At 42.4% G+C, this 25,585-nt stretch carries 25 protein-coding genes and 2 riboswitches; all 25 genes read right to left on the bottom strand.

Annotated elements, in window-relative coordinates; translation table 11 throughout:
- Window positions 1–224: 224 nt before the first annotated feature.
- The 25 genes from FGG79_RS15690 to FGG79_RS15570 all read right to left on the bottom strand — a co-directional run bounded on the left by FGG79_RS15690 (window position 225) and on the right by FGG79_RS15570 (window position 25,582).
- A complete protein-coding gene (locus tag FGG79_RS15690) occupies window positions 225–1,679 on the bottom strand; it encodes a S41 family peptidase (protein ID WP_138780029.1) in 1,455 nt (484 codons plus the stop codon).
- A 170-nt stretch (window positions 1,680–1,849) separates the two neighbouring features.
- Complete coding sequence (metX, locus tag FGG79_RS15685; protein ID WP_138780027.1) at window positions 1,850–2,917, bottom strand: homoserine O-acetyltransferase MetX; 1,068 nt, start codon at window positions 2,915–2,917, stop codon at window positions 1,850–1,852.
- 118 nt (window positions 2,918–3,035) lie between these two features.
- On the bottom strand, window positions 3,036–4,331 hold the full coding sequence (locus FGG79_RS15680) for a homocysteine synthase (RefSeq protein WP_138780025.1): 1,296 nt from the start codon (window positions 4,329–4,331) through the stop codon (window positions 3,036–3,038).
- Window positions 4,332–4,515: 184 nt separating this feature from the next.
- Window positions 4,516–4,634, bottom strand: a riboswitch (SAM riboswitch).
- A gap of 95 nt (window positions 4,635–4,729) precedes the next feature.
- A complete protein-coding gene (locus tag FGG79_RS15675; RefSeq protein WP_138780023.1) occupies window positions 4,730–5,869 on the bottom strand; it encodes a trans-sulfuration enzyme family protein in 1,140 nt (379 codons plus the stop codon).
- A gap of 120 nt (window positions 5,870–5,989) precedes the next feature.
- Window positions 5,990–6,370 (bottom strand): DUF302 domain-containing protein, encoded by a 381-nt coding sequence (locus FGG79_RS15670; RefSeq protein ID WP_138780021.1) that lies wholly within the window; start codon window positions 6,368–6,370, stop codon window positions 5,990–5,992.
- 78 nt (window positions 6,371–6,448) lie between these two features.
- Window positions 6,449–7,030, bottom strand: a complete 582-nt coding sequence (locus FGG79_RS15665) for a peroxiredoxin family protein (RefSeq protein ID WP_138780019.1) — start codon at window positions 7,028–7,030, stop codon at window positions 6,449–6,451.
- A gap of 204 nt (window positions 7,031–7,234) precedes the next feature.
- Entirely contained in the window at window positions 7,235–7,471 is a 237-nt protein-coding gene (locus tag FGG79_RS15660) for a hypothetical protein (RefSeq protein ID WP_138780017.1), read from the bottom strand.
- Between the two features lie 126 nt (window positions 7,472–7,597).
- A riboswitch (cyclic di-GMP riboswitch) is annotated at window positions 7,598–7,686 on the bottom strand.
- Between the two features lie 130 nt (window positions 7,687–7,816).
- The gene (locus FGG79_RS15655) at window positions 7,817–9,172 is read right to left on the bottom strand and encodes a murein hydrolase activator EnvC family protein (RefSeq protein ID WP_138780015.1); all 1,356 of its coding nucleotides are present in this window, start codon (window positions 9,170–9,172) and stop codon (window positions 7,817–7,819) included.
- 39 nt (window positions 9,173–9,211) lie between these two features.
- Window positions 9,212–10,096 carry a permease-like cell division protein FtsX gene (ftsX, locus tag FGG79_RS15650; protein WP_138780013.1) on the bottom strand — a complete coding sequence of 295 codons (885 nt, stop codon included), beginning with the start codon at window positions 10,094–10,096 and terminating at the stop codon, window positions 9,212–9,214.
- Window positions 10,086–10,772, bottom strand: coding sequence for a cell division ATP-binding protein FtsE (gene ftsE, locus FGG79_RS15645; protein ID WP_138780011.1), 687 nt, complete (start codon window positions 10,770–10,772; stop codon window positions 10,086–10,088). The genes ftsX and ftsE overlap by 11 nt, the downstream gene beginning before the upstream one ends.
- 504 nt (window positions 10,773–11,276) lie before the next feature.
- Window positions 11,277–11,591: a cytochrome c551 gene (gene cccB, locus FGG79_RS15640; RefSeq protein WP_138780009.1), complete on the bottom strand. Its 315-nt coding sequence runs from the start codon at window positions 11,589–11,591 to the stop codon at window positions 11,277–11,279.
- 83 nt (window positions 11,592–11,674) lie between these two features.
- On the bottom strand, window positions 11,675–12,547 hold the full coding sequence (locus FGG79_RS15635; protein WP_138780007.1) for a YitT family protein: 873 nt from the start codon (window positions 12,545–12,547) through the stop codon (window positions 11,675–11,677).
- Window positions 12,548–13,090: 543 nt separating this feature from the next.
- Window positions 13,091–14,192, bottom strand: a protein-coding gene (prfB, locus tag FGG79_RS15630; protein WP_138780005.1) for a peptide chain release factor 2 whose coding sequence is annotated in 2 segments (ribosomal slippage) — window positions 13,091–14,119 and window positions 14,121–14,192 — 1,101 coding nt in all. Because the reading frame shifts where the segments join, the coding sequence is not laid out codon by codon here.
- 355 nt (window positions 14,193–14,547) lie between these two features.
- Window positions 14,548–17,058, bottom strand: coding sequence for a preprotein translocase subunit SecA (gene secA, locus FGG79_RS15620; RefSeq protein ID WP_138780001.1), 2,511 nt, complete (start codon window positions 17,056–17,058; stop codon window positions 14,548–14,550).
- A gap of 409 nt (window positions 17,059–17,467) precedes the next feature.
- The gene (locus FGG79_RS15615; protein WP_171050973.1) at window positions 17,468–18,592 is read right to left on the bottom strand and encodes a YecA family protein; all 1,125 of its coding nucleotides are present in this window, start codon (window positions 18,590–18,592) and stop codon (window positions 17,468–17,470) included.
- 129 nt (window positions 18,593–18,721) lie between these two features.
- On the bottom strand, window positions 18,722–19,558 hold the full coding sequence (locus tag FGG79_RS15610; protein WP_138779997.1) for a DUF1028 domain-containing protein: 837 nt from the start codon (window positions 19,556–19,558) through the stop codon (window positions 18,722–18,724).
- Window positions 19,559–19,572: 14 nt separating this feature from the next.
- Window positions 19,573–19,740 (bottom strand): hypothetical protein, encoded by a 168-nt coding sequence (locus tag FGG79_RS21880; RefSeq protein WP_171050972.1) that lies wholly within the window; start codon window positions 19,738–19,740, stop codon window positions 19,573–19,575.
- Window positions 19,741–19,874: 134 nt separating this feature from the next.
- Window positions 19,875–20,453 carry a ribosome hibernation-promoting factor, HPF/YfiA family gene (gene hpf, locus FGG79_RS15605; protein ID WP_138779995.1) on the bottom strand — a complete coding sequence of 193 codons (579 nt, stop codon included), beginning with the start codon at window positions 20,451–20,453 and terminating at the stop codon, window positions 19,875–19,877.
- Window positions 20,454–20,950: 497 nt separating this feature from the next.
- A complete protein-coding gene (locus FGG79_RS15600; RefSeq protein WP_138779993.1) occupies window positions 20,951–21,496 on the bottom strand; it encodes a transposase in 546 nt (181 codons plus the stop codon).
- 217 nt (window positions 21,497–21,713) lie between these two features.
- Window positions 21,714–22,469 carry an ABC transporter permease gene (locus tag FGG79_RS15595; protein WP_138779991.1) on the bottom strand — a complete coding sequence of 252 codons (756 nt, stop codon included), beginning with the start codon at window positions 22,467–22,469 and terminating at the stop codon, window positions 21,714–21,716.
- 6 nt (window positions 22,470–22,475) lie between these two features.
- Complete coding sequence (locus FGG79_RS15590; RefSeq protein WP_240794312.1) at window positions 22,476–22,808, bottom strand: MmcQ/YjbR family DNA-binding protein; 333 nt, start codon at window positions 22,806–22,808, stop codon at window positions 22,476–22,478.
- A 78-nt stretch (window positions 22,809–22,886) separates the two neighbouring features.
- Window positions 22,887–23,276, bottom strand: a complete 390-nt coding sequence (locus FGG79_RS15585; RefSeq protein WP_138779987.1) for a DUF8042 domain-containing protein — start codon at window positions 23,274–23,276, stop codon at window positions 22,887–22,889.
- Between the two features lie 8 nt (window positions 23,277–23,284).
- Window positions 23,285–23,632, bottom strand: a complete 348-nt coding sequence (fliT, locus tag FGG79_RS15580; RefSeq protein WP_171050971.1) for a flagellar protein FliT — start codon at window positions 23,630–23,632, stop codon at window positions 23,285–23,287.
- Window positions 23,632–24,036: a flagellar export chaperone FliS gene (gene fliS / locus FGG79_RS15575; protein ID WP_138779983.1), complete on the bottom strand. Its 405-nt coding sequence runs from the start codon at window positions 24,034–24,036 to the stop codon at window positions 23,632–23,634. The genes fliT and fliS overlap by 1 nt, the downstream gene beginning before the upstream one ends.
- A 22-nt stretch (window positions 24,037–24,058) precedes the next feature.
- On the bottom strand, window positions 24,059–25,582 hold the full coding sequence (locus FGG79_RS15570) for a flagellar hook-associated protein 2 (RefSeq protein ID WP_138779981.1): 1,524 nt from the start codon (window positions 25,580–25,582) through the stop codon (window positions 24,059–24,061).
- Window positions 25,583–25,585: the final 3 nt, after the last annotated feature.

Genomic DNA, 25,585 nt, shown 5'->3' with positions numbered 1-25,585 from the left:
TTATATAGGACTATAATAGTCTACTATATTTAGGAGAGGGACTATCTATTCATTATTTTTCAGTTACCCAAATAGCCCTTCACCTCCTACTAGTTATTTAGGACTCAATATTGGTAAATTAAGTTATATTATTCGACACCCCTACCCAATACCCCTCCTTTTTCCCTAATAAACTAAAAAAAAGAGAAAGATTCAGAAATATTAGAACCTTTCTCCTTTCAAAACTATTCTATAGCAGGTTTCGCAGTACGTTCTATATACTCCAATGCGGCCTGGAGCTGTAGATCATTCTTATCATTCTGCACCGCTTCGAATATTTCCTCCTGCAACCTCTCTGCCGTTGTTGAATCGATAATACCTGTAACATCTAGGCTTTCCTGAAGTTGAAAATCCTTAACAGCTTTAACGGTCTTCTTACTAAAATATCCGTCTACCCGGTCAGGATTGAAGCCAAGTCCTTGCAGCATCTCCTGAGCACTTTTCACCTGTTCATTATTTGTCCCCTCCTCCAGTGATTTTTCCACTTGCAGAGGATGGGCATAGAAATAAGCTGGTTGTCTGACAGGGATATCCGGTTTGATTCCTTTTTTATGAATCCAATTGCCATTCGGCGTCAGCCATTTGAACATCGTTAATTTAATATTACTTCCGTCACCCATAGGCACGGCTTGCTGCACGGTCCCTTTCCCAAAGCTCTTCGTCCCGATCAGTGGATACCCTTCAGCCTCTTTCAATGCTCCCGCCAGAATTTCAGAAGCGGACGCACTTCCTTCATCGATGAGAACGACGACAGGGTACGCTTTTCTTTCTTTACTATTAGAGAAGGATTTTAACACCTCTCCGCTTCGTTCCTGAATTTGGACATAAGGCTTTTTCTCCGTTACGAACTGTTTGAGGATTTCACTTACACTGGAGAGAAGTCCTCCTGGATTTCCCCTCACATCAAGAACCAATCCTTCCACCTGTTTCTTCTCAAGTTCATCCAACTGCTTTTTAAAATCGAGAGCCGTATTTTCTGAGAAGGTAGTAATTTGGATGTATCCCGTCTTCTTTCCGTTTACTTCCTTCACATCTGAAATCACCGTTTCAACCGGGATATCGTCCCTTTTCACAGACAATTCAATCGGATCCTTCAATCCTTCTCTCGTAATGTCTAATTTCACTTCTGTTCCTTTCTTGCCCCTGATCTTCAACGTTGCTTCGTATAGATCAAGACCTTCGATGCTATTCCCATTTACCTTGATGATGCGGTCATTCGGTCTCAGCCCCGCCTTTTCTGCAGGCGAATTTTTGAAAGGGGCCACGATGATTAATTTACCATCCATGATCGTAACTTCCGCCCCAATCCCTTCAAAAGACGAATCCAATGCGTCATTGAATTGAGAGGCGGTTTCTGCATTCATGTATACCGAGTAAGGATCATCAAGGGTCTTCAGCATCCCCTGAATGGCTCCTTCTACAAGTTGCCCCTTATCTACATCCTGAAAGAACTTGTCACTGATCAGATCATATGCCACTTCCACTTTGTGAAGCTTGTCATTGAGGTCCCCTTTTCCATCAAACTGAGCAAGCTCGTCCCCTGATTTACCGGTCCACTCCAAGCCGCCATACATCCCTCCGGCACCGATCAGCATACTAATGATAATTGTGATGATGAGCTTTCTGCCCGTCCACTCCATATATTCCCCTCCAGCTTGTTGTGAGTCTATTGTATAGATGGAGAGCGTGGTTACCCCGCTACTCGATCTCCAACGAAAAAAGACACCACACAAAAACGCGCTAAGGCGGTGCGATGTCTTTGCTTATCTCACTATATGCCAGAGGGGGACGAGTTATGATAAGAGGGTTTTTATTTTATACTTGTAAACACTTTTGGGACATGTTGGTTTTTAAGATGGGAGGCGATGATCCCTCCCCACTTTTCAAACTCCACAAGAAATCCGTCATGACCAAATGCTGTTGAGATAAAGTAGTATTCTCCTTTAGGTGCACGATTAGTGAATTCCTGTAAGTAATCAGGAGAGTAAATTAAATCGCCCTCATAGCTAATTGAAATCAGCTCGCATAAATAGGATTGTGCTACTTTTTCTATATTCCCCCTCCCCCTGCCAATATCATGTGTGTTCATGGCTTTAAGGAGGGTAAGATAGCTGTTGGGATCAAACCGTTTCCCAAGCTTCTTCCCTTGATAATCAAGATAGCTTTCAACATGATATCGATCATTTGTTTGTTCCCGCTGAAAACGTTGATCGAATAACTCCTGTGTCCGGTACGTGACCATCCCGACCATTCTGGCAATCTCTAAGCCTTTAATGCTGGCCCCTTTTGGATAGTGCCCCTTTTGAAAATCGGGGTCCCCTTCAATTGCCGTGATGCCGATGTGGTTAAACGCAAGGCCATAGTCATTTAAAGCAGGCGTCACGGCGAGGGCGAACACTTTATTGATATAGTCAGGATAAAGGGCACCCCACTCTAATGCCTGCATCCCGCCCAATGAACCTCCAATGACCGCTTCAATATGGTCGACGGAAAGCTGTTGGAGCGCTTCATATTGAGCGTGAACCATGTCTCTTATCGTAACGCTTGGGAAATCGGGACCGTACCGTGCTCCAGTGTCGGGATTGATGGCTGTCGATCCCGTACTTCCTTCGCAGCCACCTAGCACATTAAATGAAAGCACATTATAATGGTTCGTATCAATATAGGAACCCGGTCCAATCAGTCCATCCCACCAGCCCTTGTCCTCGCTTGTTCCCTTTACAATATGGGTGCCGGTGAGGGCGTGGCAAACCAGGATGGCCGGACCTTCTTTGCACCCTGTTCGTTCATAAGACAAATGTACGTTTTGTAACGTGGTGCCTGACTCTAATGCGAGGGATGGGATGGTAATGGAGCTTACTTCGTACGACGCCTCCATTCCTCCACCTCCTTTTTTTGGTGTTTTGTCGGGGGATTATGATTGTTCCTATTCCCCCGCCGGTAACTGCACTGTTTTTCACTTGTATCGTTTGGGGATCTCCCCTGACTTCCACCTCTTATACAGGTGATGTTTGCAAAGCCACTTCGATTGCGTGATCCAGGTCCTTAATCAAATCTTTGGCCGATTCCAATCCCACTGAAAGCCTCACCAAATCTTCTGTAACGCCAGTCGCTCGAATTTCCTGATCGTTTAATTGCTGATGAGTCGTGGACGCCGGATGGATGATCAGTGATTTCGCATCCCCTACATTGGCAACGTGAGACCAAAGGGCGATATTGTCGACCACTTTACGACCGGAATCCCTTCCACCTTTTATACCAAAGACGACGATGGAACCCGCTCCGTTTTTCAAATATTTTTGAGCAAGTTGATGGGAGGGGTGCTGAGGCAGTCCCGGATAGGAAACCCATGCAACACCATGATGCTGATCCAAGTGCTCAGCAATTTTCAACGCATTCTCTGTATGACGTTCGATACGAAGATGGAGAGTTTCCAACCCTTGCAACAATAGAAATGCGTTTTGAGGACTTAAGCATGCCCCTAAATCACGAAGCAGCTGCACTCTTAATTTTGTAATAAAAGCGGCCTCCCCGATATCCTGTGCGTAACGAAGTCCATTATAGCTCCGGTCCTCCTCGGTGAACCCAGGGAATTTCTCATGATTCCAATCGAACTTCCCTCCGTCAATCACGACTCCTCCAATGGCCGTTCCATGTCCTCCAATCCATTTAGTGGCAGAATGGATGACAATATCCGCTCCCCACTCGATCGGCTTACACACATACGGCGTGGCAAATGTATTATCGATGATCAGAGGGATGTGATGGTCATGAGCCACTCTCGCTACAGCCTCGATATCAAGTACATGCAGGCTCGGATTACCAATGGTTTCAGCGAACACCGCTTTCGTTTTAGAAGTGATTGCTTTGCGGAAATTTTCAGGATCGGTCGGATCGACGAAATGAACCTTGATCCCGTATTTCGGTAGAGTAGTAGAAAATAGATTGTACGTTCCACCGTAAAGATTGGTAGCAGCCACAATCTCGTCACCCGCTTCTGCAATATTCAGGATGGAAAGAGAAATCGCAGCCATTCCCGATGCAACACCAAGAGCTCCGATCCCTCCTTCTAATAGAGCAAGGCGCTTCTCTAACACGTCGACTGTCGGATTCATGATCCGGGTGTAAATGTTCCCTGGCTCTTCTAAGGCAAATAATTTCGCGGCGTGATCGCTATTGTCAAACACATAGGACGTTGTTTGATAAATCGGCACCGCTCTTGAACCTGTGGACGGGTCTGGCTCTTGGCCACCATGAAGTAGTAATGTGTCGAAATCGAATGATTTTGTCATTGGGAATTCCTCCTGTAATGGTTTTGGGATTTGTGTAGATGTTTGACTGTTGAATTTCAACCGAAATTCTCCTGCTGCACTAGGAAACTGCAAAACGATGAAGAAAGTATTTCTAAGAAGAGAAGAAGAGGATAAAATAAAAAACCCTCTTCCTAAGAAGAGGGTCTAATTGAATAGGGTCCTCCTCTTATCTTTCAGGCAAATCGCCTGCAGGAATTAGCACCTTTTCATGTGACGCGTTCTGCGCACATGAAGGTTGCCGGGTTTCATCGGGCCTAGTCCCTCCACCTCTCTGGATAAGAGCATGTAGTTGTCAATGTGTTAAATCTTGCGTTGAAATGAATTATAAAGGGTAACCGAGCTCAACGTCAAGGGTATTTTTAGAATTTTTTCATTATTTACTTTTTAATCGATTCTACAACAGCTGAGTTAAATTGAGCGACGATGTCCTCTCCGTCCTCAATCCCTAAGGAGATGCGCACCACGTGAGTATTGATGCCAAGTTTTTCTTGAGCTTCTTTAGGTAAGGCACGATGAGACGTTCCCAGTGGGTACGAAACTGTTGTTTCCACACCGGCCAGTGACGGGATGATTTTGATCCAACCTAAGGATTTAAAGAATGTGCTCATATCACAGGTGTTTTCGAGCTCAATGGTCACAATCGCCCCGTTGCCTTTTTTCGATAAGTCTGTTGGATAATAGACTTTCTTTATATACTCATTGCTTCGAAGTTCGTTGGCGAGGGTTCCGGCGTTTTGCGCTTGGGTTCCTATTCTAAGTGCCAGCGTTTTCGCTCCTCTGCAAGTTAACCACGCTTCAAAAGGACTTAAGTTTGAACCAATGTTGACGACTTTTTCTCTCGCTTTTTGTACCAGCTCTTCTGTCCCGACCACAACTCCTGCGGTGATATCACTGTGTCCACCGATATATTTCGTGGCGCTGTGCGCGACCAGGTCCACACCCTCTAAAAATGGCTGACGGAGAAATGGAGTTGCAAACGTATTGTCGATCATCGTTTTCAGATTGTGTTTCTCAGCAAGCTTAACCATTTCTGGTAGATTCTCAACTCGCATAAACGGGTTTGTGACCGTTTCACTATAGAGAAGTTTAGTTTGTGGTGTAAGTGCAGCTTCGATTTCTTCTGTACGCGTAAAATCCACAAAAGAAGTCGAAATCCCGAATGACTTCAGCTCTTCTTTCAACATATGAAACGTTCCGCCGTATAAATCCTCGGCGGCAATGATATGATCCCCTGAACGGACAACGGCGAGGATCCCAACAAGGATCGCTGACAAGCCAGACGAGGTTGCAACACCCGCTGGCGCTCCTTCCAGTTCTGCTACCATCTTGCCTAATTCATCTGTGTTGGGGTTTCCGGTTCTCGTGTAGAGATAAGGGGATTTCCCTTCATAAAAACCCTCCAGCTCCTCTAGAGAGCTAAACGAGAAAGCAGACGTCTGATAGATCGGCGTCGTCTTACTGCGAATTTCCTCTGTGACCTGTAACTGACTATGTACGACCTTCGTTGTGAACTTCATCCCAGTCATCCTTCCTGAATCTATGTATTTTTAAAAGTGTATCATATTCAGAAGATTGCGAGGAGTGGGATGCTTCGGATCCTTGAAAAAAACCTGCTGCCAATGGGCAACAGGTTCATTTTATACTTTCTCCAAACAAGCAATCAAACGATTTTCAATATCCAACGCTGACTTCTTCAATTCATCGTTATCCACCATCTCGATCAGCTTGCTTGGTTTTGCCATGCCGATCTTGGTAGTTCCTTCTTCTGTGTATACAGCCACTTTACAAGGCAGAAAGTAGCTAACGAGCATGCTTTGCTCCAACACTTTTTTGGCTTCGTGAGGGTTGCACACCTCTAACACGACTACTTCTTCGTTAAAATCAAGACCCTTATCCTGCAGCTTCTCTGCAAGGTCAAGATTCCACAACACACCAAAGCTTTCCTCTTTCAGGGAAGCTTCAACTGCTTCGACTGCTTCCTTCACGCTTTTTGACACTTCCTTTGTGTAATGAAACATGTTTACATCTCCTCCTGTTACAAATATACCTCGTAGAGTATATAATCAAACATCCTGATGGGAGGTCCGTCCCTCCCATTATTCCATTCCCTCCACCATTTTACCCATCATTTCTTCATTCATGGGACCGATGATTTTGTGCTGGATGGTGCCGGTTGTGTCGATCATGTAGGTGGTTGGGATCGTGATTGCCCTATACCTGTCTCCGATTTCCCCTTTTTCGTCCATTAGAATGGGGAAGGTGAGTTCGTAGCCTTCGACAAATTGCTGGACGGCCTTTTTCCCATCATCCATAGAAGTTAAATTGACGGCGAGGATTTCGACATTTTCTTTCTCAGCACGTGTTTCATAGTATTTCTGCATATGGGGCATTTCCGCTTTACATGGCGGACACCAGGTCGCCCAGAAATTCAGAATCACCTTCTTGCCCTTCAAGTCCGATAGTTTTACGCTCTTTCCATCGAGGGTCGACAACTGAAACTCAGGAGCACGATCCCCCTTCGAGAGCCCCTGCTTCGCATTAGAAAGATCCATGGATTCATTGGCTAACTCCGCAGCTTCTTCCCTCGCCTTCTTTTCCTGCTGATCCTGAATAAAGTTCACTAAGAAAATACCAATCAGTAGGGCCACGATAGCCAAAGCAAAATTCCGTTTATTCACTATATTTCCTCCTTACATATAAAAGAAAGGTGATGCATATCATCACAAAGAGATACACCCAGATGACGGTTGTATATTCGAATCCCCCATTGAAGGACCGGAAAAATAGTTGCAACATTTTCAGTTGCATAACATCGTACAATACGTTATCACTACATAAATAAAACCGAATGCAGACCTTATCCAGCATTCGGTTTTTAACACTTATGCTGCCTTAATACCTTCTAGGATCAGCATGAAATATTTAACTGTATCTCCATTTCGTCGTGTAATAATGTCAATGTCATCCAGAATCCTGCTCACCTCTTCCACACCTAAACAATCAATAAGCATGTCACTAATATCTTCTGCCGTATATTCCCCTATGTAAGTATACTTTAAGGCAGTACGATTTCTTCTGCAGAAACTTCTTAATCTTCTTTTTATATCTGTTATTTCCAACATCATCATCCTTCATACAGATTCAAATCATACTATCCCGAACGTCGAGATAAAAATAACCCACCAAAAGAGGCAGGCTAAATGATACTAAAAACATTCGAATTAGTCGTCATCGCGTCCATTGTTTTCGGTAACCCGGCGATCTTTATTTTTAGTGAAATAGAAGACCCGTAGCTTTGCGTCCTAACTTTTCAATTAGTTTGCCATTTTCGAAATGTTGCATGAGTATAAGTGTCATTATACTAGAAAAAAAAGAAGATGAAAACATTATTCCGTAAGAAGCTGATTTTCAATTATTGATTCACGAAAAAATCCCGCTCCTATCAAGGAGCGGGATTTATAAGATTAAAAGTTAATATATTGACGTGGATTCACAGCATTTGAATGGGATGCATTCCAAGAACCTGCGTGAAGTTCAAAGTGTAAATGCTGTCCAAAAGAATAACCTGTGTTACCCATATATCCGATTTGGTCACCTTTGTTCACTGCTTGTCCCTGACTTACTAATGAAGAAGACATATGAGCATAGACAGTCGTGAACGTTTTACCATTAATAGAGTGAGTAATATATACTACATTTCCGTAGCTTGAGCTATATTGGCTCTTAATAACATATCCATCTGCAGCTGCTGAGATTGGAACACTTCCGCGTGCTGCAATATCCGTACCATAGTGGAAACGTTGTTTGCCGTTTAACGTATCCCACCCGAAGTTGGTTGTAATCGCTCCATGAGCTGGCGCTGTCCATGCACCGGAGCTTACAGGTGCAACAGATGCTACTGGAGCTGATGAAGAACTACCGCTATTACTACTGCTTGAGCTTGATGTCGCTTGTTGTTGTGCCGCTGCACGTTTTGCTGCTTCAGCTTCAGCTTGACGCTTACGCTCAATCTCACGTTGGCGGGCAAGCTCTTCTAAACGTGCTTGTTCAGCCTGGATTTCACCTTCAAGTTGGTGCTCCATTTTAGAAAGATCATCTGACTCATGCTCAAGATCTGCTTTTTCCACTTTCAACGAAGCTTGTTGAGCTTCTAACTGCTTGAATAATTCTGCCTTTTTAGCTTTTTGACTATCAAGGTCTTGTTTCAATGATTCAAGATTTGATTTAGAAGACTCTAAATCTGCTAGCTTTTTCTCTACTTCTGCTTGTTTCTTCTCTAGTTCAGCTTGATCACGCTTTTGCTCGTCCATGATTTTTTTATCTGCACTAACAATCGTGTTTACTGCTGTTACACGGTTGATGAAGTCACCGAAGCTGTCCGCACCAAGAAGGACATCAAGGTAATTTGCTGAGCCGCCTTTTTCCTGGATAGCACGAGCACGTTCTTTTAATAATTCATTACGTTCTTCAATCTTTTGCTTAAGAACTTCGATATCTTCTTTAAGTTTATTGATTTCTGTCGTTGTTTCATCAATCTCTTTTGTTTTTTCTTGGATCTTTGTTTCTGTATCTTTTAATTTTGTACTGATTTCAGCAATCTGTGTTTCAATATCTTTTTGTTTACTAATGGTTTGATCAATTTGTGATTTTTTCTCATCAATCTTGCCGTTGATTTCCTCTTTTTTAGATGAGATGTCGTCCTGCTGTTTCTTTAAGTCCTCTACAGAGGAGTTAGCGTTAGCAGTTGTAGCTAACGTTGGTAGACTTCCGATTGTTAATGCTGCTGCAATAGATAATGATATAAAATACTTCTTGTTCAAGCGGCATGCTCCTTTCAGCTTCTATCAACCTATCAAATTTTACACTTTTAAGAACTTACGAACGGACATAAAGCTTCCCCATGCCCCGATCAAGCAACCCATTAATAAAATTAATCCGTTTACTTGATAGATAAAAGGGGTAAAATCTAATATCTGAATAAAATGGTTTTGTAGTTTTGGTTTAATAAATTCATAAGCATAGTAGTAACCTGTTGTGACAAGAGCGATCGGGATAATAGAACCTAAAATTCCCAGCCATAATCCTTCTAATATGAATGGCCAGCGTACAAACCAGTTGGTTGCACCCACGAGTTTCATTATCTCGATTTCCCTTCTTCTTGCGACAATGGTGATCTTAATTGTATTTGAGATAAGGAACATCGCTGTAAACAATAGACCGATGATTAATACAAGTCCAACGTTTCGGCTCATTTCCAGCACATTAAACAATTTTTCAATCTTCGCTTCACCGTACAAGGCTTCATTTACACCTTCATACTTACTAATCACACCAGCGATCTTTCCTGTATCACGAGGATTTTCCGCTTTTACGATAAACACATCGTATAATGGATTATCCTGTTCAAATAATCTGAAATCGTCTCCCAAATCCTTTACCAGGTTTTGAAGTTCTGCTTCTTTGGAAGAATAATTGACGGATTCGACTCCGCTGATTTTATGAATCTTCTTATCTATTTCATCAATTTGAGACTGCTTAGTACCGATTTCAAGTAATACCCGGACTTCAACGTCTTTCTCAATATCGGTTGCCACTTTGTTCATGTTTAACATTAAAACGATAAACACACCAACAAGTAGTAATGTTACGGTAACGGCACTCACTGAGGCGAACGTCATCCAGCCGTTCCGTCCGATGCTTTTAAGGCTTTCTCTTAGATGTCGACCATACGTCCTAGCTTTCATAACCGTAATCACCTCGCTGTTCGTCACGAACAATTCGGCCATTCTCAATGGCAATTACCCGATGCTTGATAGTATTTACGATTTCCCGGTTATGCGTTGCCATGATCACCGTTGTTCCACGGTTGCTGATGTCTTCTAGGATGTTCATGATATCCCAAGATGTTTCAGGATCCAAGTTTCCTGTAGGCTCATCTGCGATCACAAGCTTTGGCGTATTCACTATGGAACGTGCAATCGATACACGCTGCTGTTCTCCGCCTGACAGTTCATTCGGAAGCATTCTTGCTTTATGCTTCAGTCCTACCAGATCAAGAACTTCCATGACCCTCTTCTTTATTTGCTTTGGATGCTCTTCTATTACTTCAAGTGCGAAGGCGATATTTTCATAGATTGTCAGCGATGGTAGCAGCTTGAAATCCTGAAATACAACCCCAACGTTTCTTCTTAAATATGGGACTCTGCTATTTTTCATTTTTGCCAGATTAATACCGTTAACAACGATATCGCCTTTTGTAGGACGTTCTTCACGGTACATCATTTTAATAAAAGTAGATTTTCCGGCGCCACTTGGACCCACAACATAAACAAACTCGCCTTGCTTAATGTGGACGTTAAAGCCATTGGCAGCCATTACACCATTGCTGTACTGCTTGTAAACGTCTTTCATTTCTATCATTTTCAAATCACCTAATTTGTATTATGTAGTTACCCTCTTGGCTGTTATCGACATATGTACACGGTACGTAACCAAAGTCGTCTTCACCACCATTAGACAAAAAATGGTGAAAAACCTCGAATTACGCTTCCGAAAACAATTATAACATCACTTCTTACGAATTTAAGGAAAAAAATTATTACATTTTTATTTCAAAACATGAAAAAATGTGAAATTATTACCTGTTTTACTGTCGATTATACCTATTATCCGCTTCAAATATAGGTATTTAAACCCATCAACTGGTCTTAGTATCAAGTAATAAATATTGATTCTATTTCACAAGAAAACACTATTGTTATGCTATTCTGATTAAGTTACTAGGTTATAATTGGAGCGTGGTAATGTGAGGACGAGCTTTGAGAGGTCTTTGTAATATACACTTAAAGAAGAGACCATATTATAGTGTGGATAAATAAAAAAAGAAGAAGAATCCCATTTTGGACTCCCCTTCTGCACAACTTCTTATTTCTTATTCGATAACCATTCCGCAACTGCGTCTGCTTCTTCACCTTTAATGAGTCCAGGAGGCATTTGTCCTTTTCCATTTTTAATGGTTTCACGAATTTGTTTCTTGCTTAGCTCGGCACCGATATTTTTAAGAGCCGGCCCCATACCACCTTCGAGGTTTCCACCATGACAGCTGGTGCACTTATTGTTTACTATTTTTTCAGGGTCTACTCCGCCAGAGCTTGTCTCTGTGCTGTCGCCACCGTCTCCACCACAGGCTGCAAGTACCAATGAAGCGCCAAAAATAACACCAAGTAGCTTTTTCTTCATTTATTATCCCCCTATAAAACATATTTTTCAGAGTCGCGGATTTGTTGTGAGGTCCGTCCCTCTCTTACATAATTATACTAAGTTTAAACCCGTTTGAAACCTTCACCTAATACTTCTGAAGCGTCCATGGTGACTACAAATGCAGAAGGGTCAATGGTTTTGACCAGTTGTTTCAGTTTTGTGAATTCTGTTTGATCTACGACACACATAATGATCGGTCGCTCATCATCCGTATACCCGCCGTATGCAGATAGTTTTGTCACACCCCGATCGATTTTATTCAGTATTCCTTCACGAACCTCTTCTTGTCGATTGGTAATGATCAGCGCCATTTTCGATCTACTTATGCCTACCTGAACCAAATCGATGGTCTTGCTTGTCACATATAATCCGATGAGAGCGTATAATCCCCGTTCGATATCATACACAATGGCTGCGGAAAGAACAATCATACCGTCAATCATCGCAACACATGTACCGAGGGAAAATCCTGTGAACTTATTGACGATCTGCGCTGCAAGGTCCGTCCCTCCTGTAGATGCCTTACCGCGGAATACGATTCCTAACCCAAGCCCGACACCGATCCCCCCAAACAAAGCACCAAGCAGGGGATCTTCTGTCCATGGCTTCCAATCTTCCGTCAAGAATACCACAAGTGGTAAAAATACCGTACCAATAGCAGTTTTCACCCCAAATTGAAGCCCCAGGAAGATCAAACCTGCAATGAACAATGGGATATTAAAGGCCCATTGCACATATGCCGGTCTCCAATCAAAAAGACCATTCAGTATGGTGGATATACCGCTCACGCCACCTGAAGCTACTTCGTTCGGAAGTAAAAATACATTAAACGCAATGGCCACAATCGTTGACCCAAACACAACAAACAAATACTCTAACAACTTCTCTTTCCGCGGATTAAATACCTGCTCACGACGTCTTTCCTTCAAACCCATCCAGTACGACCCCTTTACCCTATGTATTTATAGTATGAGTCCAAACCTTTCCTTTGATGCAACTGAGGGACGGACCTCTGAATCGGTCCGTTTTCTTAACTAAAAATGCACTCAATGGAGGTATGACACATCAATTCTTTATTAAATGATTCTGCACATTTGGTACAGTGATCGGAAACAATAAAAGAATGTCACCTTCTCAAATACCCTCTGCATCAACCTTTGAGAGTATAGCATGGGTGCATAAAGGTGTAAATAACACTTCAATAACGTATTAAAGCATTAATAGGTTAGGGTGTTGGGGTGATGAGTCTGTTGGAGGGACGGACCTCGGTATGGGCTGGACAAGAAGTCTTCATGGAGTTAGTTGCTACAGGGTAAATGAGGATAGAAGTCAGTAGTCCCAATGCTTTGACAGGTATGCATGTTTCAATCTGCTATAAATTACACTAAATATATATAGAAAGAACTCGTTAAATTTGAGGTCCGTCCCTCAAAAAATCCCACTCCAGTTTGTGGAGTGGGATTTTGAGTATTGTTGGTTTATTTGATTTTGGAACGAAGGTAGGCGTTGATGAATGGATCTATGTCTCCGTCCATGACGCCTTGCACGTTACCTGATTCTGTGTTGGTTCTGTGGTCTTTGACCATGGAATATGGATGGAAGACGTAGGAACGGATTTGGCTTCCCCATCCGATTTCCTTTTGCTCTCCACGAATTTCAGCAAGCTCTTGTTCTTGTTCTTCAATTCGCTTCTGGTAGAGCTTCGCTTTCAGCATTTTCATGGCTGACTCACGGTTTTTGATTTGAGAGCGTTCAGATTGACAGGTTACCACGACATTGGTCGGTAAATGTGTGATCCGAACAGCTGAGTCGGTTGTATTGATATGCTGACCACCGGCTCCGCTTGCACGGTACGTATCAACTTTCAGATCTTCTGTACGAATATCAATTTCGATTTCTTCATTGAACTCAGGCATCACTTCGCAAGACACGAAGGAAGTATGACGACGGCCGGAGGAATCGAATGGAGAAATACGAACAAGACGATGAACACCTTTTTCGGCTTTTAAGTACCCGTACGCATTGTGTCCTTTTATACCTAAAGTCACACTCTTGATTCCAGCTTCATCTCCAGCAAGATAGTCAAGGGTTTCAACTTTAAATCCTCTTTTTTCAGCCCAACGCGTGTACATACGCAGCAGCATAGAACCCCAGTCCTGTGACTCGGTTCCACCTGCACCTGGGTGAAGTTCCAGGATTGCATTGTTTTTGTCATGTTCTTCACTTAATAGAAGTTGAAGCTCGTAATCATTCAAGCGTTTGACCAGATCACCAAGCTCATCTTCAAGATCCTGTTGAAGTTCTTCGTCCGGTTCTTCTTTTACAAGTTCAAGAGTTAATTCCAGGTTTTCTTGGGATTCAAGCATTGATTTGTAATCATTGACAAGTTCCTTCAAACCGTTTCCTTCATTAATTAAGCCTTGAGCTTTTTGCTGGTCGTCCCAGAAGTCTGGTTGAACCATGATTTCATCAAGTTCCTGGATTCTGGCCTCTTTGTTTTCTAAGTCAAAGAGACCCCCTGAAGTCCGCTAATGTCTTAGCTGATTTTTCTAACTCTGCTCTGATTTCTGATAGTTCCATGTGTGGTCACCTCTATAGTTATTTGGGTTGTTCAAATTTTTTTATTGGGATCATACCTGAAAGAGGATGGTTGGAGTTTCTATTAGACAGTAGTAGTTGATTTGCGCTCCAGGTGCTCGCTTTCCGCAGGGCGGGCGGTGATTCTCCTCGGCTGCGCCCCTGTGTGGTCTCACCTGTCCCGCTTTTCCCGCAGGAGTCTTGCACCTTACGCTCCAATCAACTGTGCCTTTTAACAAGGCCTTCTTACAAGATCACCCACTATTAATACCATCTATTTCAGCTACCTTAAAAACGGAAAAGTACCTGGGACTAATTTTAGCAAAATAAGTCCCAGGTATCATCTCATTTCTTTTATTTATCCAGTTATGCCGTGGCAGTGTTTGTATTTTTTGCCGCTTCCGCATGGACATGGGTCGTTGCGGCCGACGTCTTCTTGCTTGCGCATTGGTTGTTTCTTGGCTTTTTCTCCTTCTTCTTTCGGGTTCACCGCTTGGCCTTTGGCTACTTCCTGGCGTTCAAGGTTATTACGAATTTCAGCTTTCATGACGTATTTAGCTGCATCTTCTTCAATCGACAGAACCATGCTTTCGAACATGGCGAATCCTTCATGCTGGTATTCACGTAAAGGATCGTTTTGACCGTATGCGCGAAGATGGATACCTTGTCGCAATTGATCCATAGCATCGATATGGTCGATCCACTTCGTATCAACAGCGCGAAGAAGAATGACTTTTTCAAACTCACGCATTTGTTCAGGTGTCAGCTGCTCTTCTTTTTCATTATAGCGATGCTGTACATCTTCAAAGATTAGATCTAGCATTTCATCTGCTTCTTTTCCACGAAGATCATCGACCGTTACATCGTTTTCCGGTAGAAGATTGGCATTGATGTAATCAATGATGCCTTGAAGGTTCCAGTTTTCCATCTCTTCTTCTGAAGTATGGGCTGCTACCTGACGCTCGATAGTCGATTTGATCATGCCTTCAACGATTTCACGAAGGTTTTCAGAGTCGATGACTTCATTACGCTGTTTATAGATGATTTCACGTTGTTGACGTAAGACATCATCGTATTGAAGAAGCTGTTTACGAGCGTCGAAGTTGTTACCTTCCACTCGTTTCTGAGCTGACTCTACCGCGCGGCTGACCATTTTACTTTGAATCGGCTGAGAATCGTCCATTCCAAGGCGTTCCATCATGCTCTTCATATTGTCAGAGCCGAACCTGCGCATCAATTCATCCTCCATTGAAAGATAGAACTGAGTTACACCTGGATCCCCTTGACGTCCGGAACGTCCACGGAGCTGATTATCGATACGGCGTGACTCGTGACGCTCTGTACCAATAACGGCAAGACCGCCAAGATCGATGACGCCTTCACCAAGCTTGATATCCGTACCACGACCGGCCATATTCGTCGCAATCGTTACAGCACCTGGTTGACCTGCTTCTAAAATGATGTCCGCTTCACGTCCATGGTTTTTTGCATTCAAGACATTATGGCGTACGCCTTTTTTCGTCAGAAGCTTAGAGATAAGCTCTGATGTTTCAACGGCAACCGTACCGACAAGTACAGGCTGACCTTTTTCATATCGTTCTTTAATATCGTTCACCACAGCGTTGAATTTCCCTTCAATGGAAGCGTAAATTAAATCGGCACGGTCATCACGGACGATCGGTTTATTCGTCGGGATAACCACAACATTCATATTGTAAATATTACGGAACTCTTCTTCTTCCGTTTTCGCTGTACCGGTCATACCGGAAAGCTTTTCATACATACGGAAGTAGTTCTGGAACGTAATCGTCGCCATGGTCATGCTTTCGTTTTGAATTTCAAGACCTTCTTTTGCCTCGATCGATTGGTGAAGTCCGTCACTGTAACGACGACCTTTCATCAGACGACCTGTGAAGGAATCAACGATGATGATTTCACCTTCTTGAACCACGTAATCAACATCGCGATGCATACTAACATGCGCTTTCAATGCCTGATTGATGTGATGATTAAGGGTAACATGTGAAATATCAAACAGGTTTTCAATATGGAAGGCTCTCTCTACCTTGCTGATTCCGTCCTCCGTTAATTGAACTCCTTTTGTTTTTTCATCATATGTGTAGTCATCTTCTTTATTCAGTGTACGTACAACCGCATTCGCCTGGATATAGAGCTGAGGCGTACGCTGTGCGTTCCCTGATATGATAAGTGGTGTACGTGCTTCATCAATTAAGATGGAGTCAACTTCATCAATAACGGCAAAGTGAAGATCACGCTGGACCATTTGATCTTTGTAGAGCACCATATTGTCTCGTAGGTAGTCAAAACCGAATTCATTATTTGTACCATATGTGATATCCGCTTTGTAGGCTTCCCGTTTTTCATCTTTAGACATGGAGTTAAGGTTGAGTCCTACAGTTAATCCAAGGAAATTATATAATTTACCCATTTCCTCCGCATCACGACTTGCCAAATAATCATTGACAGTGATAACGTGAACGCCTTTTCCAGTGATCGCGTTCAAATAAACCGGCATTGTAGCCGTCAGGGTTTTCCCTTCACCGGTTTTCATTTCAGAGATATTCCCACCGTGCAGGGAAACACCACCCATGAGCTGAACGCGGTATGGGTATAAACCAAGGACGCGACGAGCTGCTTCTCGTACAACAGCAAATGCTTCAACCAGCATATCTTCCAGGTCTTCACCCTTTTGAAAACGCTCTTTGAAACGTTCTGTTCTTACCCGAATTTCGTCGTCCGTCAGACGCTCCATATCCGGAGCTATTTCTTCTATTTGATCAGCCAGTTTTTCCAGCCTCTTTAATTCTCTTTTATTCGCATCAAATACTTTATTTAATAGACCAAGCATGTATAAACGCTCCTTTATCTGTGTTTAAATGAGAGCCAAACGTCACTAGTATAACGAAAGAAAATGAAATTTGGATGAGAAATATGTGAAATCCATGTAAACGCACGGAATTCAGCTTCCAATCACTCTACATAAAAATTCGCTACAAAAGCCCAATATCCTCCCACCAAAACACGATATATTCCTTTCCAATCTTACCACTATCCCATATTGGTTACAACTGGAGGCTTTGGAGGAGGGATTTGTGGAGAGCTTGGTGGAGGGACGGACCTCCCAATTGCAGTCCATTCTAGAAAAGAATGCTTTCATATCAAGCTTTATTCCTTAATAGGTCATGAAAAGGGAGGTCCGTCCCTCAAAAAAAAGCCGTCTATGCAGACGACTTTTTGGTGTTGTGTAGATTGGGTTGTTAGGCTTTTGTTTTCTTGAGTAGTTCTTGAACGGTGTCCTGGTAGCTTTCCCAGATTTGTTTGCTTCGTCTTGAGATGCTGTTGGCAGAGACATCGAAGTGCTCGGCCAGTTCTTTTTGAACGTGGCGGATACTGATTTCGTCGATGTTTTTCGCCATGTCCACCATTGCTCCTGAGTAGATTTTCGGATTACGGATCGTCGGGCGTTCTGTGTAGAAGTATTTTTCCAATACGGCTACGAGCAGATCACTTTCTTTTTTGTCTTCCCCTTTTTCAGTCAGGAAGTTTTGAAGAGCGGTGATCGCTTCAACGTATTCAGGCGTCTTCCAGATTTCGATTCCTTCAGTTCCTGCTTCCGCTTTTTCAGCTGAATCTGCGACTGCTTCATCCGTTTCATTACTAGATGCTGTTGCTTTTCCAGCCTTTTTCTTCTCAGCACTATAAAGAACAAATCCGACGTCGGCTATTTCAAGGTACTGACCGGATAAGTATTCATGCAGATTTTCAAACTCACCTTGTTCAAAACGGATCTTCACTAATTCCATTGCGGCTTTCTCAATCGCAGGATAAATGAAGTATTGAGCAAATGGTAGATACTTCTCACCGTTCGGCAGTAGTAATCCTAAGAAGAAGCTATTCTCATCCAACTTACCGAATTTCTCCGTGACAACCAGCTTATCCTCCGTGATTGCTTCCTCAACACGTAGCGTATTGTCGTCAAGCTTCTCAACAGTACCAACCGTAACCCGCACATTCTTCCACGATTCCAATACTTCCTTTGTCTGAGGACGGGTTACCGTGCTCAGTTGCTTATCAACAAAACGGTCAATCAACCGAACGCCGTCAGCATCTTTTTGAGTCGCTCCGTACCAGCTGACAAACGCCATTTCATAAATATCAGGATCAGCCTGCATTAAATCCATCTTCGCTAAGTAGTGATGATAGGATTCTTCGATCTCAGTAGACTGGGCCGTAGCGATGAAATCATAAAGCTGTGCCTGAAGCACATCCAGCTCTTGAGTAACCAATGTATCTATATTCACTACATTTTCTTTTTCACAGCATTTCTTATATTTTTTCCCACTGCCACATGGGCATGGTTCATTTCTTCCGACTGTACTCATGTTTGTATTTACCTCCAAATTCTCGAGTCCCGTACACAAACATTCATTATATAACATTTCAAGCGTTCATTAAACTGTTTTAGAACAAGAAAAAAGAACCAATCGATTTCCGACTGGTTCTCCCCTTCTCTATTTCCCTTGATTTTTCATATAATCCAGCACGTCCAGATCAATATAATTCTCATCCTTCTCACGCATTTCAAAGTTCTCCGTATGGAGATAGTCTTTCAAATTTTGATAGAGCGATTGCTTCTCTTTCCCGTAGCCAAGACGGGCAAGTTCACGTTCCACCTCATCGTGAATTTCCCCCTCCAATAATACAACTCTACCAGCATCTGATTCTTTGAAGTATAACCGGTGGAGATGATAGATTCGCTTCAATTCCTTGATAGGAGAAGCGTGGTCGTCTACCCTCAGGTCAACATACCGATCGTTGAACCCGCCGTATCCACCTTTTTCTTTCACGACTAGAAGGGCTGCGGATTGCATACCACGAGAATCGCCACCTGCTTCCTGACCGGCATCAAGGGCCAGTAATAATCTCTCTGCAAGCGTTCCTGTTGCAGACTCAAAGGTTTCCGCCATCGCCTTCACCGTATTCTGATCTACTAAAATATTTCCTTGAGCAGCAAAGTGTTTTCCTGTTTGCCCACCAGCCCAGTCATAACAGCCTTCACCTGTAAATGTGGCTGAATTTCCACAAGCATCAATCAGCCCAACCTGGCGTAATGTATGCTCAGGATCATCTCTTACGATGATGTCCAGCGCCTCTTCAGCAGTCTTGCCTTCTTCCATCAATTGGAGTGCATGTGGCCCGTAGGAGGTGTTCGCATAAGACTGTGTCGCTACTGCTCCCGCTCCCGCTTTGGCAAAAGGTACAACCGATCCAACGCCGAGGAATTTGGATTGGACAGCAATCCCCCATTCTTTCTCTTCCGGGTCATAGCCTACAATGGAATACGTCATGGTGAAGTCCTCCTTTAAAGTAAAGCTTCAGGATTTAATCCTTTTAGTTCTTCTACTAGAAATAACCCATCTTTACGAATTAAGACTTCATCGAAATAAATTTGCCCGCCGCCATATCCCTGGCACTGGATGCAGACCATACCAGTGTACGTTGGAGCCGTTTTCGTTTTCTGCCAGTTCATAAGCGTTTCTCGAGGGTGTAGTGTAAGCTTCCCTTTTGTCTATCTTCAATCTTCTACTAAAAATGAGGAAAACCTCCTTTAAAAATCAAAAATCCTGCAGTCGAAGTGACCGCAGGATTTCTTGGTTTATCAGATTAGTTTGTTTCAATTAAGCCATACTTGCCGTCACGACGCTTATAAACAATGTTCGTTGCGTTTGTCTCTGCGTCTGTGAAGATGAAGAATGTGTGACCCAGCATATTCATTTGCAGGATCGCTTCTTCGCTGTCCATCGGTTTAAGATTGAACTGCTTCGTTCTTACTACTTCTGTATCGTCCTCGTCCTCCAGCTCAACGGCAGCTGCACCATTTGGAGAAACATGATTCAAGTCTTCCTGAGCCGCGAAGAACTCCTTCGGGCTTCCCTTTTCACGCATCTTACGGTTCACTCTGGTCTTATGTTTGCGAATTTGACGCTCCAATTTATCTACTATTAGATCAATGGCCGCATACATATCCGTGTTGCGTTCCTCTGCACGAAGCACTAAATGCGGCATTGGAATAGTCACTTCAGTTTTCGTATTTTTATCAGGATACACTTTTAAATTAACATGTACATTTGCATCAGGAGTTTCATTAAAGTAACGATCTAACTTTCCAATCTTCTTCTCCACGTGTTCGCGAATCGCTGGAGTTACCTCAATGTTCTCGCCTCGAATGTTGTAGTTCAACATGTAAACTCCTCCTTTTAAAAATAAAGCTATGTTTATATATTCTCTATTCCCTCAATTATTCCTTCTTAAACATTCTAAATTTTTTGTCAATTTTTCGTAAAGGTTGTAATGTGGTGTCGAAGTTGTTGGTGGGTGAGGGGTTGGAGAATAATAGAGTGAGGTGATTTAGGTTGGTATGTAAGATGGACCATTCACTCTATAGTATTATTTTCTCACTTTTTGTGGAGATTAAACGGTGGGAATTTGGAGGCTTGGGGAAGGAGGTTTTGGGTTTTGCCTGTTAAATATAGCTGGAGTTTTGTCAGTTTAATCTGGTACGTTTTTTGCCTGTTAATTATCGCAACAAGTTTGCCTGTTAAATAAACTAAGAATTTCAACTGTCAAACTTTCAATATTATTTAACAGGTAAATTCTAATGTGTATTCAACAGGTAAATCAAAACAAAAAAACACCTGCTGAAAAATCATTCAAATTCAGCAGGGCATTTCGTTTCATCACTAATTAAATTGCTTTAACCTAATTTCCACATAAAACTTATAATGATTTTTCGAACCACCATTCATAAATGAGAGGATCTTTTTTGTCTCAACATGTTTATTCGCTCTATTTGTAATAAAGGAACGATAACTCGACCATTGATAATTCTCTCCTTCAGTTGCAATACCAGCTCTTACAGGATTTAAGTGAATATAGCAACTTGTGTCTATCAGCTGCTTGTTATTCCGAATGATCACCGATTTATAACGTCCCTGAAAGAGATGTCCTTCAAATCCATTTCTCTTATTAAAATATCGCGCATACCGGTAGTGGATGTATTGAATAACCTTGCCTGGAGGATCATTGATGGTTTCTATCAGGAGGTGGACGTGGTTGGTCATGAGGCAATAGGAGTGAAGAATAAAGGGGAATTTTTCTTTTGCATTTTCTACAATCTCTAAATACTTAAGACGATCGTCTTTATTGCGAAAAATGGTATATCTCCGGTTTCCTCTTGCGGTAATATGATAAATGTACCCAGGAGACCATTCTCTTTTATTGGCCATGTTATCATCCTTTCTATTTTGGTCTTTCAATCTTCGACATATTTATGCCAAATTCCTGCTTATCGAGGAGTTTGTCTGTTGAAAACACTCTAAAATTTAACAGACGAATTTTTCTGTTCGTTTGCCTGTTAAAAACTCTCCAATAATCAACAGGCAATTAAACCAGTAAATTTAACAGGCAAACGAAAAAGACCTGTCCTCATAAAGAACAGATCCACTAAACATCCACATCCCGCCTCACAAAAATCCACCCAGCCACTCCACCGAACCCAACCAAATACACCACAATCACCCCAACCGAAAACCAAAACGTCATCCCATCAAACGGTGGACTTCCAAAGAAATACTGCTGCAAATCGGTATTTGCCAACAACAGATATTTCCCCCACTCCAAGCCCCGCTCGTTCATGAGGATCAAAAACGCCCCGGCAGAAAAGGTCAGAAAGATGGTGGCACCAATCGCAAACGAACTGCTTCTCGTCAAGACAGAAAAGGTAAAGGCGATTGAGCAAATCACAATCAATTCCAAAAACCTCAGCACATAAGCACCAGCCACAATAAAAAAGTTCACGTTCAGGTCAAAGAAACTATCATAAAACCAAAGTGAACCAAGTAGAGCAGAAAATATAAAATGGTATGCTGTTAAAATAATTGCAATAACTAAAACAGTTAGGTATTTGGATAGTAAAATCTTCATACGATTAACGGGTCGAATGAGCAGAAGTTTTATAGTGCCGCTTGAGAATTCACTTGAAACAATATCCCCTGCAATAATCATACAGAAGACTTGAATGACAACCAGGAGGTTAGAACTGATCCGCATATACTCCCAGAATGAAAATTGGATGCCGTCAAACAGCATATAGATAAAAAGCGATGCTATGGTATCGATGAGCACGATGATGCCCATGCAAATCCACATACGCGAGCGGGAGGTTTTTTTTATGAGTTCATTGGTGATTAAATTCATCATGTTTCTTTATCCATTTCGAACGTGATTGATTAGTCTCTTTGGAGCCACAATCAAATAACCCTCACGAATCAATCCTTCAATGGTTTGCCAACCGACTTCCTCTATCTCTACCAGCACCCATCCATGTCTTCCTATGTATGGTGCTTTGATATAGCCTGACTGTTCGAGCAGGATTTCCTGAGTAGCAGGGAGCGTTTTAATCGATAAGGTCTCTCCTATTATGACAAATGGTTTGTCCTTCACACGGAAAGAAATGTGTCCGAATCCGTCAATATGCTCATGAACCTCCGGGTAGCTTAGGGAGAATCTTCTAATCTCATCTATTACACTAGTTTTCATACCGGCTTCCTCCAGCATTTTTCTATTATTATAGCATGAGAGGATTTGGAAAAGAAAAAAGCCTCGGAGATTCGAGGCTTAATGTGTCAGATAAGGATTTAGTTCGATTTCAATCGTTGTTTTCCATGCAGAAAAAGCTGGCGACAGTTTTTCCTGGACGATACTTTGTCTGACTGCATTGTTGTCTAACTGTCCATCAAGTTTCAATGCTTGATTCGTCACTGTATCAAATTCAGTTATAACTTTCTGAATGTCTTCCCGTCCATCAAACATTTCTTTCAACAATGGATTGCTTTCTGAAATCTGTCCAATGGCCATGAAGACATCTGAAAGAACTGTGTCACCTTCTGTTTTACTTGAAGCAGTGAAGCTTGCTTCCACATACTTCAGTGCTTCTTCGATCGTGTCGAGCATTCCGACGTATTGGTTGACCAAGTCGTACTGTTTTTCGTCTAATTTCGTTGTCAAAGAATCACCTATTTCTTTTTATCGTAAAACATTCCATCATATTGCAGGGATTCGTATGGGTTGGAGTATTTTTGGACGGACGTTTTTTTCTTGGTTAAGCCGTTCATGTCCCGTTTGATTTCTGAACGTAATTGAGCTAATTGTCGATCAAGTTGCTGGTTCCAAGCAACCATCTGCTTGCCCAGTTGCTGCTCATCCTGAGTATAGGGTGGCTTGATGGCGCCGAGTACACTCTGTCTTTTTTCTAAAAGAGCTTCCACTTCCTCAATCGTGGTTTCCCTGTTTTCATCGTTCACTTGTTCCAATGCTTCTATCAGTTGTTTCGTGATGGTATAGCAAAGAAGGACCGAGCTCATTACGCCTGACCACCTTGACCGGCATGCTGCTTCTGGCGGTTCAGTTGAATTGCTTCTTTCCATGTATCACGGAAATCGGTGAGAAGTCCCTCGACTTCTTCTAAAATCGACACATCGCTCTTAATATTTGCTTCTGTTAGGCGACGAATGATGTAATCGTAAAGGGACATGAGATTTTGTGATACTTCAAGATCCGTGTTCAATGTCACCATCAATTCATTTACGATGGCTTGGGTTTTTTGGATATTGGTGTTCTTCAGTTCTATATTTTTTTCTTCAATCGCTTTTTTCGCGATATGGATAAATTTCAGGCTTCCGTTATAGAGCATAAGGGTCAGTTCACCTGGTGATGCGGTGTTGACCGAGTTGTTCTGGTATGCTGCATACGGGTTGTTGATGGCCATAGTGACACTCCTTTAGTTATGTTTAGCCGCCAAATTGGTTCATGAGGAACATGGACTGTTGATTCGAACGTTGAATCGCTTTTTCCATGGCAGTGAATTGGCGCCAGTAGCGGTCTTCGACTTGATTTAATCGGTCTTCAAAACGGTTCATTTGACTGTCCATATTGTTTAATAATCGACCCAAGGTATAGGTATTGTTAGTACTCGAAGCTTTTCCCGCTTTTTGCTCAATGCTGTCCATGGTAGTTTTTAACGTATCACGTAAGCGACGGGCGATTCCTTGTTCATTTGAAGTCGCACCATCTTTTGCAAAAATTTCATAGATTGCATTCGGATCCTTGGATATCGCTTCTTTCAGCTTGCTTTCATCAATAATCAACTTTCCACGATCGAGGTAGTTACTTGATGTTTTGATTCCGATTTGGGCTAATTGGTCAATGCCGGATGTTCCACCAGAGATTGGTGTGTACAAGTCGGTCCGCATTTTATTCAAACCTGAAGTTAGGACAGAATCATTGCGCAGCGTACCATTGCGTGACTTTTCTTCCCACAGTTCAATTTCCTTTTCTTCCATTGACTCTTTTTGTTCAGCAGTTAATGGCTGGAAATCACGGTATTTCTTTTCGTTTACTTCTCCGTTTACCTTTTCAATAAGCTTGTTGTATTCGTCGACGAATTTGACGATTTTTTCTAGGATTTTATCGGTGTCGGGTTTAGATGCGAACGTTACATTCGTATTGGACGCATTTTTAAGTGTTAATTCAAATCCATTAATGTTGAACGTGTTTGATGAACGCTCGGTAGCCATACCATTGTATGTAAACTTGGCATTTTCTCCGATTGAACCTCTAGTATTCGCCAGCGCAGTATCATTGTCTGCATCCAATTTCAAATGAGTAGTGAACAGTGCCCCTTGCAACTCAATTTCAGCACCGCTATCATTACTCCCCGTATTCTTACTCATAACAGACATTTGCTTAGTTTGTTGGTCATAGAACATCGTCACGCCTGTTTGAGCATTGATCTTGGAGATTAAACTGTCCAACGTTTCGTCTTCAGCATTAAACTTGATTTCTGTAAAATCAGCTGCCATCGTCCCATCCGCTTTAATCGCTTTGACCATAACACTTTGCTCACCAGTCAGACCAAAGGAATCACTCAACTTCTTTTTAGAATCAAATGCCCCACCATCCGACTGTGTAATAGGAGTGCTATACATCGTTGCAGCAGTGGCCAACTTCTCTACCTTGAGTGTTCCAGTGAAATCAGTGGTGGAGCTGATGTTTTTAACAGATACCTCATTCGGGTTTGAAACAGACACCGTTTTTTGGGTATACGTCCCCTGCTTCATTACCCCGTCAAAAATAAGATTACTAAAGTCAAACATCATCTTATTCATGTCACGGTAATCATCACGTTGCCACTCGAGGTATTGCTTCTTTTGTTCCAATTTATCTAAAGGAATTCGCTCTGCCTTCATTAAATCTTTTATGATTTGATCCGTGTCCATACCACTGGCAAGGCCACCAATTCGCATATCAGCCATATG

The organism is Bacillus sp. BHET2 (genome assembly GCF_005938125.1).
Lineage (GTDB): Bacteria > Bacillota > Bacilli > Bacillales > Bacillaceae_B > Rossellomorea.
The sequence above is the reverse complement of the archived record's forward strand: the minus strand, read 5'-3'. Positions and strand labels throughout refer to the sequence as shown.

Bases quoted from the DNA above. Each gene is read 5' to 3' on its own strand.
- FGG79_RS15690 (WP_138780029.1), bottom strand. From the start codon at position 1,679: ATGGAGTGGACGGGCAGAAAGCTCATCATCACAATTATCATTAGTATG.
- metX (WP_138780027.1), bottom strand. From the start codon at position 2,917: ATGGAGGCGTCGTACGAAGTAAGCTCCATTACCATCCCATCCCTCGCA.
- FGG79_RS15680 (WP_138780025.1), bottom strand. From the start codon at position 4,331: ATGACAAAATCATTCGATTTCGACACATTACTACTTCATGGTGGCCAA.
- FGG79_RS15675 (WP_138780023.1), bottom strand. From the start codon at position 5,869: ATGAAGTTCACAACGAAGGTCGTACATAGTCAGTTACAGGTCACAGAG.
- FGG79_RS15670 (WP_138780021.1), bottom strand. From the start codon at position 6,370: ATGTTTCATTACACAAAGGAAGTGTCAAAAAGCGTGAAGGAAGCAGTC.
- ftsX (WP_138780013.1), bottom strand. From the start codon at position 10,096: ATGAAAGCTAGGACGTATGGTCGACATCTAAGAGAAAGCCTTAAAAGC.
- ftsE (WP_138780011.1), bottom strand. From the start codon at position 10,772: ATGATAGAAATGAAAGACGTTTACAAGCAGTACAGCAATGGTGTAATG.
- cccB (WP_138780009.1), bottom strand. From the start codon at position 11,591: ATGAAGAAAAAGCTACTTGGTGTTATTTTTGGCGCTTCATTGGTACTT.
- FGG79_RS15635 (WP_138780007.1), bottom strand. From the start codon at position 12,547: ATGGGTTTGAAGGAAAGACGTCGTGAGCAGGTATTTAATCCGCGGAAA.
- secA (WP_138780001.1), bottom strand. From the start codon at position 17,058: ATGCTTGGTCTATTAAATAAAGTATTTGATGCGAATAAAAGAGAATTA.
- FGG79_RS15615 (WP_171050973.1), bottom strand. From the start codon at position 18,592: ATGAGTACAGTCGGAAGAAATGAACCATGCCCATGTGGCAGTGGGAAA.
- FGG79_RS15610 (WP_138779997.1), bottom strand. From the start codon at position 19,558: ATGACGTATTCCATTGTAGGCTATGACCCGGAAGAGAAAGAATGGGGG.
- FGG79_RS21880 (WP_171050972.1), bottom strand. From the start codon at position 19,740: ATGAACTGGCAGAAAACGAAAACGGCTCCAACGTACACTGGTATGGTC.
- hpf (WP_138779995.1), bottom strand. From the start codon at position 20,453: ATGTTGAACTACAACATTCGAGGCGAGAACATTGAGGTAACTCCAGCG.
- FGG79_RS15600 (WP_138779993.1), bottom strand. From the start codon at position 21,496: ATGGCCAATAAAAGAGAATGGTCTCCTGGGTACATTTATCATATTACC.
- FGG79_RS15595 (WP_138779991.1), bottom strand. From the start codon at position 22,469: ATGATGAATTTAATCACCAATGAACTCATAAAAAAAACCTCCCGCTCG.
- FGG79_RS15590 (WP_240794312.1), bottom strand. From the start codon at position 22,808: ATGAAAACTAGTGTAATAGATGAGATTAGAAGATTCTCCCTAAGCTAC.
- fliT (WP_171050971.1), bottom strand. From the start codon at position 23,632: ATGAGCTCGGTCCTTCTTTGCTATACCATCACGAAACAACTGATAGAA.
- fliS (WP_138779983.1), bottom strand. From the start codon at position 24,036: ATGGCCATCAACAACCCGTATGCAGCATACCAGAACAACTCGGTCAAC.
- FGG79_RS15570 (WP_138779981.1), bottom strand. From the start codon at position 25,582: ATGGCTGATATGCGAATTGGTGGCCTTGCCAGTGGTATGGACACGGAT.